A 14,030-nucleotide genomic window follows, 5' to 3' on the forward strand; every position below is an offset into this window, starting at 1 on the left:
CGGATGCCGAACCGAATAACCCGAAGAGGTGTTGTTATGCTGGAACTTTACACCCACCCGATGTCCCCCTGTGCCCAGAAAGTCCGCATCGTACTGGCGGAGAAAGGGCTGGAATGGACCAAACATCATGTCGAGCTGTCCCAGAAGGAGAACCTTCGTCCGGAATACCTGAAGCTGAATCCGCTCGGCGTGGTGCCCACCCTGGTACACAATGGCAAGCCGGTGATCGAGTCCAGCATCATCTGCGAATACCTCGACGACGCCTATCCCGGACCGAGCCTGAAACCTCAGGACCCGTACGCTGTCGCCAAGATGCGCTTCTGGATGAAGCATGTGGACAACAAGCTGCACCCCTCCTGTGGCTCGTTGCAGTGGCCGCTGGTAATGCGTCCGGGACTGATGGAGAAAACCGAACAGGAACGTCAGGCGCTGCTGGATCAGATTCCGGAAAAACCGCGCCGCGAACGCCAGAAGCGGCTGGTCAAATTTGGTCTTGAAGCACCGGATGTGGTCGACGCGGTTCACGTCTATCGCAAGACCATCCTCGATATGGAAGAGGCGTTGAAAGAGCACGACTGGATCGTGAGTGACAGCTTCAGCCTGGCCGATGTCTGCCTGGCCCCCTACTTCCAGACCGTGCTGCAGTTCGGCTGGACCAAGATGTTTGAAGATTGCCCGCGGGTGGCCGACTGGTTCGAGCGCTGCCGGCAGCGCGACTCCTACCGCGGTTCGGTAACCGGCGACTTCCCGCCGGAGGTACAGGCCGATCTGCTGGCCAAGGGCGAGCCGGCCTGGCAGACGATCAAGGCCCACCTCGAGCAGCTCGGCTGAGCGCGGAGGTGACCCGGTGAAGCCATCAACCATGCCCCGCACCACCGACAGCCAGGGCGCTTTTGTCCGGGCGGAGTCGATGTTCCGCAACTGGATCACCCCGGACGGACGTCCCGGCCCCACCGGCCGGGGCGGCTTTCCGGCGCAAGCGGGACGCTATCACCTGATCGTCGCACTGAACTGCCCCTGGGCACACCGTACGCTGATCTTCCACCGGCTGAAGGGGCTGGAACCGTTGATCTCCGTCGGCATCGTGCACCCGCAGCGGACCGAACAGGGCTGGGCCTTCAACCCCATTCCGGGCAGTACCACCGATGAGCTGCTGGGGGCGGGGTTTATCCGCGAGTACTACCACCGCGCCCAGGCGGACTATTGTGGCCGCTATACCGTGCCGCTGCTGTGGGACAAGCAGCAGCAAACCATCGTCAGCAACGAATCGGCCGATATCATCCGCATGTTTAACGATGCATTCGACTGGCTGACCGATTCCGGCGTGGATTACTACCCTCAGCCCTTGCGGGCCGCGATCGACCAGCTCAACACCTTCGTCTACGAGCACCTTAATAACGGTGTTTACCGGGCCGGCTTCGCCAAATCCCAGTGGGCCTATGAAGCCGCCTACCAGGACGTTTTCAACGCGCTGGATGCGTTGGAAGCACGCTTGGCAAGGCAGCGTTACCTGCTCGGCGACCGGTTGACCGAGGCGGACTGGCGCCTGTTCCCGACGCTGATCCGCTTCGACGCCGTCTATCACGGGCTGTTCAAGTGCAACCGGAAGCGCCTGCAGGATTATCCCGCCCTCTGGGGCTATACCCGCGAGCTTTATCAGCAGCCGGGCATCGCCGAAACCGTGAATTTCGACCACATAAAGCAGGGCTACTGGCGCAAGAGCGAGCGCAACCCGCTCGGCATCGTCCCGCTGGGCCCGGAACTGGATCTGTCTCGGCCCCATGGCCGGGAGAGCCTCTGAGCCCCTTGTCAAATCCATGAATTCAACAGGAACCCCTATGCGCCCTTTTGACTACGACCTCTTCGTTATCGGTGCCGGCTCCGGCGGTGTGCGCGCCAGCCGCATGGCTGCGGCCATGGGCGTCCGCGTGGCCGTCGCGGAAGACCGCCATATCGGCGGCACCTGCGTCAACGTCGGCTGCGTGCCGAAAAAGCTGTTCGTCTACGCCTCGCAGTTTGCCGAGGAATTTGAACAGGCGGCGGGCTACGGCTGGCAGCTGGCGAACGCCGAATTTGACTGGGCCACCCTACGTGACAACAAGAATGCCGAGATCGAGCGACTCAACGGGATCTACCGCAACCTGCTGGCCAACTCCGGCTGTGAGCTGATCGAGGGCCACGCCACCATCAAGGGCCCGCATACCGTCAGCGTGGCGGGTCGCGACTACAGCACCGAGCGGATCCTGATCGCCACCGGTGGCTGGCCGTTCGTGCCGGACATCCCGGGGCATGAGCATGCCATCAGCTCCAACGAGGTGTTCTACCTCGAGCAGTTCCCCAAGCGCGCCATCGTCGTCGGCGGCGGCTATATCGCCGTGGAGTTCGCCGGCATCTTCGCCGGCCTGGGCGCAACAACCAAGCTGGTCTACCGCGGCGAGCTGTTCCTGCGCGGCTTCGACGCGGAGGTACGCCGCTTCGCCGCCGAAGAGATCGGCAAGAAAGGCGTTTCGCTGGCTTTCAACAGCGATATCAGTGCCATCGAAAAGCTGCCTGACGGCACACTCAAGGTGACCTTCAATGACGGCAGCAGCGAACTGACCGATTGCGTACTCTACGCCACCGGGCGTGTGCCCAAGGTGGCCGGGCTGGGCCTGGAAAACACCCGCATCCGCCAGCAGGCCAACGGCGCCATCCTCGTCGATCAGCAGTTCCAGACTGACGAACCTTCGATCTACGCCATCGGCGACGTGATCGACCGGATGCAGCTGACCCCGGTCGCCCTGGCCGAAGGGATGCAGCTGGTCAAGCGGCTCTATGGCGAAGCCGGCCCGGCGGTCGACTACCAGCTAATTCCGACCGCGGTGTTCAGCCAGCCGAATATCGCCACCGTCGGGCTGACCGAGGTGCAGGCCCGCGCCCAATACGGCGAGGTCGAGGTTTACAAATCCAACTTCCGGGCGATGAAGCAGACCCTGGCCGGCGGCCAGGAGCGGACCTTCATGAAATTGCTGGTCGACAAGGCCAGCGACCGGGTGGTCGGCGTCCATATGGTCGGCCCGGATGCCGGCGAGATCATCCAGGGGATCGCCATCGCCCTGAAAGCCGGCGCCACCAAGCAGGTGTTCGACGCCACCATCGGTATCCATCCAACGGCGGCGGAAGAGTTCGTCACCATGCGCGAACCCAGCAACTGAGCCGTCCAACCAGACAGAGCGACTAAACAGCTAACGCGAACAGGCAGAGGCACCATGAGAGAGAGTAAGCACTTTATCAACGGCGAGTACCTCGATTCACCGGACAGCCCCCCGCTGGCCAACTACAGCCCAGTCACCGGCCAGCAGATCGGCATCATCCATAACGGTGGTGAACAGGAGGTCGACCTGGCCGTCAGCGCCGCCCGCAACGCGCTGGAGGGCGAATGGGGTCAGCTGAGCGTCAACCAGCGGATCGAGTTGCTGTACAAGGTGGCCGACCGGATCAACGAGCGCTTCGACGAGTTTCTTGAAGCCGAATGCGCCGACACCGGCAAACCCTATTCACTGGCCTCCCATATCGATATTCCGCGCGGTGCGGCCAACTTCAAGGTATTTGCCGATACCGTCAAGAACGTGCCCAACGAAGCGTTCGAAATGGCGACGCCCGACGGGGGCAGCGCGCTGAACTACAGTCAGCGGGTTCCCAAGGGGGTGATCGCGGTGATCTGCCCATGGAACCTGCCGCTGTTGCTGATGACCTGGAAGGTCGCGCCGGCGCTGGCCTGCGGCAACACCGTGGTGGTCAAGCCGTCCAACGAGACCACCCTCAGCACCTGCCTGCTGGGCGAGGTGATGAACGAAGTCGGTATTCCCAAAGGGGTGTTCAACGTGGTGGTCGGCAAGGGTAGCCGCACTGGCGACGCCCTGGTGCGTCACCCGGGAGTCGACGCGATCACCTTTACCGGCTCCACGGCAACCGGCGAAGGGCTGATGGAAACCGCGGCCAAAGGGGTGCGCGATATCTCGCTGGAGCTCGGTGGCAAGAATGCCGGCGTGGTATTCGCCGATGCCGATCTGGACAAGGCGGTAGAGGGCACCCTGCGCTCCGCGTTCGCCAACTGCGGCCAGGTCTGCCTGGGCACCGAGCGCGTTTATGTGGAGCGACCGATCTTTGACGAGTTCGTGCAACGGATGACGGCCGGCGCAGAAAGTTTCACTTTCGGCAAACCGGAAGACAGCGCCACCACCATGGGCCCGCTGATCAGTAAAACCCACCGCGACAAGGTGCTGGGCTATTTCGCCAAGGCGCGCGAGGAAGGTGCCAATGTCGTTACCGGTGGCGGCGTGCCCGAACTGCCGGACGCGCTGAAAGACGGTTTCTGGGTGCAGCCGACCATCTGGACCGGCCTGCCCGAAGATGCGGTGGTGGTGCGTGAGGAGATCTTCGGCCCCTGCTGCCACATCGCCCCGTTCGACAGCGAGCAGGAGGTGGTCCGGCTGGCCAACGATACCCCCTACGGCCTGGCGGCCGCGCTCTGGACCGAGAACGCCTCGCGCGCCCACCGAGTGGCGGGCAAGCTGGATGCCGGCATCGTCTGGGTCAACAGCTGGTTCCTGCGCGACCTGCGCACCGCCTTCGGCGGCATGAAGCAGTCGGGTATCGGCCGTGAAGGCGGTGTGCATTCACTGGAGTTCTATACCGAACTGAAGAATATCTGTTTGAAGCTTTAATTAAATGATTCGCGAACACCGCATAACAAAAGGCTTCGGCCACGGAACCCAATCCCCGTCTGGAAGGCTCATCCGATATGGGCGCAGCCTGCGGTGTTCGCTTTTTTCTTTGGCAATCGAATCGCCAACAAGGAGAGAGGGCCATGAGCAACCGCGTTGACGTAAAACTGTTCTTCAATTTCCGTAGCCCCTACTGCTACCTGGCCAGCAAAACGCTTTGGCCGATCTTCGACGATTTCAACACCAACCTGATCTGGCGACCGGTGGGCGGCTGGGACCTGCGTTCGTCACCCGACCGAGCGAAAAGCAAACTGCCGCTGGCACGGCAGGATATCGCCCGCTTCGCACGCCGCCTGGGAATACCGCTGACACCGCCACCGGTCACCGCCGAGCCGACCCTGGCCGGCGCCGGCTCACTGCTGGCTGAGCAGAAAGGCCTGCTACGCCCCTATATCGTCGAGGTAATGCGCAAGGAGTGGGCCGAAGGACAGGACATCGGCAATCCAGAGGTGCTGCTCGAGGTCGGCGAACAGATCGGCCTGGACCGCAACGAACTCGCCGCCGCGCTGAACGACGGTAACAATCTTGATCAACTGGCGCAGAACGCGGCGGAAGCCGCCGAGCTGGGCGTGATCGGCGTGCCCACCTTCGTGATCGACAACCAGATTTTCTGGGGCCAGGACCGGATCGACTTTGTGCTGGAAGAGCTGCGCGAAATGCGGGCGGCCAAGCTTTAAGCGCCGCTGCGGCCAGCCGGACTCCAACCACCTGAAAACCGTTGGCATACAGGTGCCACGCGGGGAGCAACCATGTCCAGAATGAAACTGTCCAGAATAAAACTCTACGACAAACCCGAATGCCCGTTCTGCTGGAAAGTCAGGCTGGCACTGCATGAACTGGCGATCGAGGCGCAGCTGCTCGATTCCCAATCGCCCGATCACCGCCCGGTGTGGCAGGCGCTGGCACCGAGGAAGACCGTACCGGTGCTGGTCAACGACGATACCGTCATCTACGAATCCAACGTGATTCTGGAATACCTGGCCGACATCAGCGGCAGCCTGCTGCCGAAAAACCCGGCCGAGCGGATACAGCCGCGACTGATCAACGCCTACAGCGACGGCGTCATCGGCGCCGCCCTGCGCGAGGTGATCTTCGAAAAGCGGGGCAAACCAGAAGCGGAATGGGACCGCGCGCGCATCGCCGCCGGCATCACGGCATTCGAGCAGGCACTGGAGTTTCTGTCCGAACAGCTCGGCGAGCGGGAGTTTTTCGGCAATTGTTACTCGCTGCCGGAGTGCGCACTAACCGCCCGTTTTGGGCTGGCCGAAGCCTACGGGGTTCACATTCCCAGCCAGTTCGCCAACTTACGGGCCTGGTTCGAGCGGATGAAAGCCCGCCCCAGCTACCGGGCGACCGCGCCGCAGTCGCTTATCTCTTAACACCTGCCCGGTCCGGGGCCGAGGAGTTGCCGCCCTTCCATCTCCCCTGCCCCGATATATTCAACTCCTTCCCCCATGGCACAGCCGCTGAAATGACCAGGGCTGTATCTCCGCCAGGCCGGGCATCAGGTTCTAAATCAACCACTCGGCTATGCTGATAAAGACAGCAGGGATTGCGTCTTCCACTCAACAACCATACGAACAACACCCCATGCGCTGTACAAGTTGCGGGGTCGAGAATCCCGGCGATGCGAAGTTCTGTAATCAGTGCGGGACACCGCTGCCTCTGACGTGCGCGAAATGCGGCAACCCGATCCGCCCGGCGGCGAGGTATTGCGATAGCTGTGGCATGCCGGTCGGTGAGGGTCGACCTAGCACAGGCACCAGCGAAGCCTCCCAGATCGCCCCGATCCAGTACACCCCGCCCCATCTGGCAGAGCGGATTCTGGCGGAACAGGCCTCGTTGCAGGCTAAAGGCGCACTGACCGGTGAGCGCAAGATCATTACCGCGCTGTTCGCCGATATTGCCGGCTCCACCGCGCTGGTCGAAGGGCTGGATCCGGAAGATGCCCGCGGTTTGATTGACCCGGTGCTCAGCCTGATGATGGACGCGGTGCTCAGCCTGATGATGGACGCGGTGCATCACTACGAGGGCTACGTGGCCAAGTCGTTGGGCGATGGCATCCTGGCGCTGTTCGGCAGCCCGATCGCCCACGAAGACCACCCGCAGCGGGCCCTCTATGCGGCACTTCGCATGCAGCAGGCGGTAGGCGATTATTCCGACCAGGTGCTTCGCCAGCACGGCTGCAATCTACAGATTCGCGTCGGTATCCATACCGGCGAAGTAGTAGTGCGCGCCATCCATACCGAAGACCTGCATATCGACTATGACCCGGTCGGACCGCCGATCCACCTGGCGTCGAGAATGGAGGGGATTGCCGGGCCCGGTACGGTGTTGGTCAGCGAAGCAACCTGGCGGTTGGTGCAGGGCTATTTCGAGTTCAAGCCGCTGGGCAGAAAAGCGGTCAAGGGGCTTTCGGACCCCATCGCCGTCTATCAGCTGCAGGGGCTGGGCTCGCTGCGAACCCGATTGCAGATATCGGCCAGGCACGGCCTGGCACGCTTCATCGGGCGCGAGCGGGAGCTGCAGCAGCTCGACCGGGCACTGGAGCGGGCGATGCACTACCACGGTCAGGTGATCGGAGTCGTAGGAGAACCGGGCGTGGGCAAGTCGCGGCTGTTCCATGAATTCAAGCACAGGGCGCGGTCATCGAGCCTGGTACTGGAAACCTTTTCGATCTCCCACGGCAAGGCCTTCGCCTACCTGCCGCTGATCGAGCTGCTGAAGCAGTATTTTCAGTTCAGTCCTCCGGACAGCGAAACGGCCAGACGTGAAAAGATCCAAGCCCGGGCGCAGGCCCTGGACGGCGCGCTTGCCGACACCCTGCCCTATCTGTTCCACCTGCTCGGCATCGGCGAACCGGATGCCGAACTCAGCGCACTGGAACCGCAATACAAGCGGCAACGGATCTTCGAGGCGATCCGACAGTGGCTTGAGCGCGAGTGCGCCAGTCGGCCGGTGGTGTTGATCATGGAGGACCTGCAGTGGCTGGACGGCGAAAGCCAGGCGTTTCTCGACTACCTGGTGCCGAACATCGGCGGTATCCGGCTGTTATTGCTGGTCAACTACCGGCCGGAGTATCGGCACAACTGGGATCACTATCAGCACTACAGCCATCTGCGGCTGGAACCCTTCGGCCAGCGTGAAGCCGAAGCGATGCTTGATACGCTGCTGGGCCAGGATACGACGCTCAAGCCGCTTAAACCGATCATCCATCAGCAGACCGGTGGCAATCCGTTCTTTCTCGAGGAGCTGGTACAGACGCTGGTCGAGGAGGAGGCACTCAGCGGATCGCCCGGCCACTATCGCCTGCAACGGCCGCTGACCGAGCTGCCCCCCCCCACCACGGTACAGGGGGTGCTATCCGCCCGTATCGACCGGTTGGACGCCGCTGACAAGGACCTATTGCAAACGGTGGCGGTGATCGGCAAGGCATTTCCCTGGAGCCTGGTGAAGCAGGTAGTCGATCTACCCGAGGACGACTTGCATCGGCGGATGTCACGGCTGCAGGATGGCGAGTTCCTCTACCAGCGCGCGGCATTTCCCGAAATCGAATTCAACTTCAAGCATGGCCTGACCCAGGAAGTGGCCTATGGCTCGCTGCTCCGGGAACGCCGGGCCGAGCTGCATGAGCGGGCCGCCCGGGCAATCGAAGCCCTGTATCCGCAGCAACTGAACGATCACTGCAAGGAGCTGGCCCATCATTACTGCAGCAGCGGCAATCATCCCAAGGCGCTGGAATACCTGGGGCGCGCCGGCCAACAGGCGATGTACCAGTCGGCCACCGCCGAAGCGATCGACCACTTCAGCGCCGCCCTGAAGGTGCTTGACCAGCTGCCGGCCGGGCAGCAGCGGGACCGGGACGAGCTCGGTATTCAGCTCGACCTGGGGCCGGCCTGGATTGCGGTGAATGGGTATGCGGAGCCCGGCGTGGAAAAGATCTACAACCGGGCGCTGGCGTTGTGCCGGCAGGTTGGCGATAACCGCCAGCTGTTTCCGATCCTGCTGGGGCTGAGAAATTTCTATCATGTCCGTGGCGAGCTGCTCAAGGCGCGGGAACTGGCGGAGCAGTTGCTGACCTTGGCCAACACCGAACAGGACACCTCGCTAAAGCTGGAGGCGCTCCGAGCGTTGGGTTCCAGCAGCTTCAACCGCGGCGAGCTAAGATCGGCGCTGAGCCATTTTGAGCAGGCCCGGAAACTCTATGATCGAAACAAACACCAGAAACATGTTTTCCGCTATGGGCTTGATCCCGGGGTATTCACCCTGGGCTACCAGGGCTGGGTGCTCTGGATGCTCGGTTACCCCGAACAGGCGCTGCAGCGCAGCCAGCAGATGCTGCGGCTGGCTCGTGAGCTGGAGTATCCGTTCGTGCTGGCCTATGCCCTGGTGCTGATGGCTGAACTCGACCTGCACCTTCACCAGGGGCGGGACGCCGAGCAGCACGCCGCCGCGGCCATCGCCCTCGCCAATGAATATGGCTACCACTTCTGGGGGGCCTGGGCGACCGTCCTGCAGGGGGCAGGCCAGGCACAGCAGGCGCGATACAACGAGGGGATCGCGAAGATACGCCAAGGCCTCGACGCCTTCCAGGCAACCGGCGCAGAACTCTGGCAATCACACTTTCGCACGCTGCTGGCCGAAGCCTTGGCAACGGACGGCCGAATCACCGAAGGAATGGAGGCTCTGAGTGAAGCACGCCACGCCATCGCCAGCAGTGGCGAGTTAACCTATGCGGCCGAAGTTGAGCGCATCGAGGGCGAGCTGGTCTTGGCCCAGCCGGACGGGAAAGTGGCCAACCGGGAACGCAGCGCCCAAGCCTGTTTTGAAAAAGCCATCGCCACTGCCCGCCAACAGCAGGCCCGCTCGCTGGAGCTGCGGGCGGTGCTGAGCCTGTGCCGGCTCTGGCGCACGCAGGGCCATAAAAAAGAAGCGTGCGAGCTGCTGGCCAGCAGATACGATGCATTCACGGAAGGCACCGATACCGCTGACCTGCTGACCGCGCAAGAACTGCTGACAGAACTACGATAACAACTACCTAACCCGCAAATTGCACGCAAAAATTTCTGAACAGCCGGATCAATACACCAACTCAGCCCCCCAGATACGCCAAAGTTGCGGATACCATGGCGCCGATACCGGCTCGCAAGGTGTCATCATGACCTGGATCGTAGTAAGGCGAGTGCGGCATCTCCAGCTGTCCCATTTTCGCCGCCACACTTTGGCCGGGCGTTTGACGCCAGCGATCCGGCGCCACGGCACCGAGGAACCAGTAGACATAGGGAATGTCATCACCGCCGAAACCGCCGGCAGCAGCGTCGCCGAAGTACGGGAAGTCCTCGCTGCCGTTCAGGCGCGGCATGTCGAACAGTCCATCGTCACCAAAGTAGTCGGCATGTGCCCGCCTTACCCGTTCAACACTCGCAGGATCGTTGACCAGCGCAATGGTTTCGGTCAGTACCCGGAACTCTGGTGGCTTCGGAGAGCGTCCGGCCTCGCATTCTGCACGAATGATACGTCGGATCGCCTCCAGAACCCTGGCGTGCAGCTCATTGTCGAAACTGCGTACATTGATCTCGAGCTCGGCGCTCTGTGGAATGATATTGCCCTGGGTGCCGGCATGCAGTTTACCGACCGTGACCACGACCGCTTGATCCGGCGGTACTTCGCGCGACACGATGCTCTGCAAACGGGTAACCACATGCGCGGCGATCACGACCGGATCCACGGTATTGGACGGCATCGAGCCGTGGCCGCCATTTCCATGGATAGTCACACCGAGGGTGGTAGCCGCGGACATTGCCTGGCCGGCAATATGCCCCACGGTGCCGGCCAACGCCGGCATGTTATGCTGGCCGAAGATGATATCCGGACGCGCGAAGCGCCTGTATAAACCATCGTCGAGCATGGCCTGGGCGCCGCCGAAGATCTCTTCGGCGGGCTGGCAAACCACCATCAGGGTACCCTGCCAGTGCTCCGTCAATGCGGCCAGTACCGCTGCGGCCCCAACCAAACAGCTGCTATGCAGGTCGTGCCCACAGGCGTGCATCACCGGTACGCGCTCACCGGCCGGCCCCTCAGCGGTTTCGCAACTGGCGTAAGCGAGTCCGGTCTGCTCTTTGATCGGCAGCGCGTCCATATCGCCGCGCAACATCAACGTCGGGCCCTCGCCGTGGCGCAACATCGCCACCACACCTGTGCGGCCAACGCCGCGCGTGACCTCGAAGCCATACGACTCGAGCACCTCGGCCAGCTTGCGACTGGTGTTGAACTCCTGGAACGGCAACTCCGGATGCTGATGGATATCACGATAGAGTGCATGAATAGCGCTGGATACGTTGTCGACCCCGTGGTCTATCCGGTCTCTGAGCCGGGTTACTACTCTGTCATTCACGATAAGTCTCCTGATCTCTGTGTTTGCGGACCGGTTCAGATGGCGGCCTCACGGGCCGCTGGCTTTTTTGCGACAGCCATTTGGAACAGGGTGATGACCGCAATGTTACCGAGCAGCCCCCAGACCCCGGCATGCCAGCCGAACGGTGAATCGACCGCAAACTGGAACAGCAGGAACAGCCCGCTTCCCACTGCGGCGCCGGCCATGACGCTCTGGCGCTTAAGCTGTGGGAAGAACAGTGCACCCAGCGCCATCGGCATCAGCTGTACGATCAGCCCGTAGGCCCCCAACAACAGCAGTACCAGCGATGACGGGTTGAGCAGTGCGATCACGTAGGCCAGCAGCGAGACCGCGACCACGCTCCAGCGCGTCAGCTTGACGGCGGCAGCATCACTGGCCTCACGCATAACAGTGGCGCAGAAGACATCACGCACCAGCACCACGCCGGCGGTATGGGCCAGGTTGGCACCGGTCGACATGGCCGCCGCCAGCGCACCGGACAGCATCAGCCCGATAATCCAGGGCGAAAAGTCCGCCACCTCCATGACCAGCTTCAACAGCACCGTGTCAGGACGCTCAAGCGGTGTGTCAGCAAAGGCCAGTATGCCGGCGAAGCCGATAAACAGCAGTGGCACCAACAGATAGGCGTAAAGCGGATAGAGCACGCTGACACGGCGCAGCGAACGGCCGCTGTCGGCGGAGTAGAACTTCATGAACAGGTGCGGCCACATGGCGCTGCCGAAGGCACTGATCAGGATGGCGGTACTGAAGGCGCCCCATCCCATCCCGGTAGCACCGGGCATCGTCAGGTATTCAGGCATCTCTAGCTGGATTTTCGAGAACATCTCGCCAACGCCGCCATAGAGACTGTCCGGAATGGCCAGCCCCAGGAACCAGGCGATAGCGATCATCATGATCCCCTGCATCAGGTTGGTCCAGCCGATACCGCTCAGGCCGCTGCAGAAGACGTACGCAGTCACCACGAGGAACGCCAGCAGGGCGCCAAGCCAGAAAGGCACCAGTCCGTCGGTTGCGGCCTGGAACAGCAAGCCGGCACCGGCGATCTGGATGGTCAGGTAGGGTACCAGCGCCACCACGCCGATAAGACCGGCAAATACGCCCAGCGGCTTGCTGTCGTAATGATCGGCCAGCAAATCTCCCTGGGTGAGATAACCCCGCTTGCGACCGAGATCGGCCACCCGCGGGCCTACACTCCAGATCACGATCGGGACGAGCGACAGGTAGGCAAGAATGTAGAAGGCGGGCGAGCCGTGCTTATAGGCCCAGCCCGGCGCACCGAGGAAGGCGAAGGCGGAAAAGATTTCGGCACCGAGGATAAAGAACAGAATTACCACGCCAACATGGCGGCCGCCGGCAACGTATCCCTCCAGGCTTGAGGAATTCTGAGAGCGGGCACGCAGACCCAGCCAAAGAACAGCGACCAGATACACCAGTGTGATGCTGGTTACGATGATGGAATCAGACATTGCGGTCACCTCCGTGTCGAACGGTATAGGCGATCCAGGTTCCGACGAACAACAGGCCCATCCAGAGGATGTACCAGAACATCAGGAACGGCATGCCCAGCACAGTGGGCTCGATACGGTTTGCGATCAGTGCGCCCGGCCAGATCATTGCCAGGGTGCATACTGTGAAATGCAAACCGACCAGGAAGTGGTAGGTCTTGCTCATGGGTCGGCTCCATACTCGCGCTCAGCGAGCCTTGTCGTTCCCGCCAGCCAAGATAATGGCGAGAAACGGTTAGACTGCCGGCAGCGAACTGTTGTTTTTATAAGTCCGGGGAAACCGGTTCATCGCATCGCTTTCCATCCTCCCGTTAGACATCCAGGCGGGCTTATCGGCGATACAGTTTCACTATGAAACAACTTAAGCCATCATAGAAATATATAATTTATATCCTCCCGATACCTTTTTGGCATGGAGCTTAATTCAGATGGACTTTCGGCAATTGCAATATTTCGTCGCCGTGGTGGAAGAAGGCTCGGTCTCCGGCGCCAGCCGGCGGGTATTGGTCGCCCAGCCCGCCCTAACCCGCCAGATCAAGTTACTGGAAGAATCGGTGGGCACTCAGCTGTTCATTCGCCATGCACAGGGCATGCATCTGACCATGGCCGGTCAGACGCTGTACGAAGAAGCGCAGGAGCTGCTGGAGCGACGCCAGCAGATAATGGCGAGACTCGCTTCACTCGGCAGCGGCGTCATCGGAAAACTGAGCCTCGGGATCACCGTTACGCACCTCTGGGTGCCACTGGTGGCCGACCTGCTCGGCGCCTATCGCCAGCGCTATCCCCAGGTCGCATTCGAGGTATTCCCACTGCTCTCCGGCCCGCAGCTGGAACGCCTGCATCAAGGCAAACTCGATGCCGGGATTCTCTACCTTGGCGACGAGGCGCCGCCCGGACTCGCGACACGGCTCTTGCACCGCGATCATCTGATACTGGCCGTCCCGGCATCATCACCCTGGGCCGAATCCCCTCCAAACCGCCTGGCCGAACTTAATGACGAGGATTTCGTCTGGGGCTTTCGAAGCGCCTCGCCCGGCTACTACGACCGTATGCAAGCCCATTTTCACCAGCACGATTTTAAACCGCGGGTAGTCCAGTACGGGGCCGACAACATTGCCATTCTGAGTATGGTGGCAGCGGGCCTCGGCATCGCCATCGTGCCGGCTGCAGCGAGCAGCGCGCATTTCATCCCCGGTTTGAGATTCTGTCGACTGGAGGAGCTGGACGCCTGCGCAATGCCGCTTTGGTTTGCCTGGCGGACCGAAAACGACTCGCCGCCCCTCAATAACATGATCGCGCTGGTTGAGGATTTAGTTTGAGTGCTCTGTCGACACAGACGAATAG

General features: G+C 61.7%; 11 protein-coding genes. 8 read left to right on the top strand and 3 right to left on the bottom strand.

The window, feature by feature from the left end; genetic code table 11:
* Nucleotides 1-36 precede the first annotated feature (36 nt).
* The 7 genes from K6T12_RS08730 (at nt 37) to K6T12_RS08760 (ending at nt 9,797) form a co-directional block, all read left to right on the top strand.
* On the top strand, nt 37-831 hold the full coding sequence (locus tag K6T12_RS08730; RefSeq protein ID WP_222221502.1) for a glutathione S-transferase family protein: 795 nt from the start codon (nt 37-39) through the stop codon (nt 829-831).
* A gap of 16 nt (nt 832-847) precedes the next feature.
* Entirely contained in the window at nt 848-1,801 is a 954-nt protein-coding gene (locus K6T12_RS08735) for a glutathione S-transferase family protein (protein ID WP_315853584.1), read from the top strand.
* 37 nt (nt 1,802-1,838) lie between these two features.
* Nucleotides 1,839-3,194: a glutathione-disulfide reductase gene (gene gorA / locus K6T12_RS08740; RefSeq protein ID WP_222221504.1), complete on the top strand. Its 1,356-nt coding sequence runs from the start codon at nt 1,839-1,841 to the stop codon at nt 3,192-3,194.
* Nucleotides 3,195-3,248: 54 nt separating this feature from the next.
* Nucleotides 3,249-4,706 (top strand): 2-hydroxymuconic semialdehyde dehydrogenase, encoded by a 1,458-nt coding sequence (locus K6T12_RS08745; RefSeq protein WP_222221506.1) that lies wholly within the window; start codon nt 3,249-3,251, stop codon nt 4,704-4,706.
* A 143-nt stretch (nt 4,707-4,849) separates the two neighbouring features.
* Nucleotides 4,850-5,443 carry a 2-hydroxychromene-2-carboxylate isomerase gene (locus K6T12_RS08750; RefSeq protein ID WP_222221508.1) on the top strand — a complete coding sequence of 198 codons (594 nt, stop codon included), beginning with the start codon at nt 4,850-4,852 and terminating at the stop codon, nt 5,441-5,443.
* A 72-nt stretch (nt 5,444-5,515) separates the two neighbouring features.
* The gene (locus tag K6T12_RS08755) at nt 5,516-6,145 is read left to right on the top strand and encodes a glutathione S-transferase family protein (protein ID WP_222221510.1); all 630 of its coding nucleotides are present in this window, start codon (nt 5,516-5,518) and stop codon (nt 6,143-6,145) included.
* Nucleotides 6,146-6,356: 211 nt separating this feature from the next.
* Nucleotides 6,357-9,797 carry an adenylate/guanylate cyclase domain-containing protein gene (locus tag K6T12_RS08760; RefSeq protein ID WP_222221512.1) on the top strand — a complete coding sequence of 1,147 codons (3,441 nt, stop codon included), beginning with the start codon at nt 6,357-6,359 and terminating at the stop codon, nt 9,795-9,797.
* Nucleotides 9,798-9,858: 61 nt separating this feature from the next.
* Here K6T12_RS08760 and K6T12_RS08765 read toward each other — a convergent pair whose 3' ends face one another.
* From K6T12_RS08765 to K6T12_RS08775, 3 genes are read right to left on the bottom strand one after another with little or no spacing between them, the layout of a single operon-like run.
* Nucleotides 9,859-11,160, bottom strand: coding sequence for an amidohydrolase (locus tag K6T12_RS08765; protein ID WP_315853585.1), 1,302 nt, complete (start codon nt 11,158-11,160; stop codon nt 9,859-9,861).
* Nucleotides 11,161-11,195: 35 nt separating this feature from the next.
* Nucleotides 11,196-12,647, bottom strand: a complete 1,452-nt coding sequence (locus K6T12_RS08770; protein WP_222221514.1) for a sodium:solute symporter family protein — start codon at nt 12,645-12,647, stop codon at nt 11,196-11,198.
* Entirely contained in the window at nt 12,640-12,852 is a 213-nt protein-coding gene (locus tag K6T12_RS08775) for a DUF3311 domain-containing protein (protein WP_222221516.1), read from the bottom strand. Before K6T12_RS08775 ends, K6T12_RS08770 begins: the two co-directional genes overlap by 8 nt.
* Before the next feature lie 262 nt (nt 12,853-13,114).
* Between K6T12_RS08775 and K6T12_RS08780 the strand changes: the two genes are divergently transcribed.
* Nucleotides 13,115-14,005, top strand: a complete 891-nt coding sequence (locus K6T12_RS08780) for a LysR family transcriptional regulator (protein ID WP_222221518.1) — start codon at nt 13,115-13,117, stop codon at nt 14,003-14,005.
* Nucleotides 14,006-14,030: the final 25 nt, after the last annotated feature.

Origin of the sequence: Marinobacterium arenosum (genome assembly GCF_019795155.1) — a bacterium.
In the GTDB taxonomy this organism is placed as follows: domain Bacteria; phylum Pseudomonadota; class Gammaproteobacteria; order Pseudomonadales; family Balneatricaceae; genus Marinobacterium_C; species Marinobacterium_C arenosum.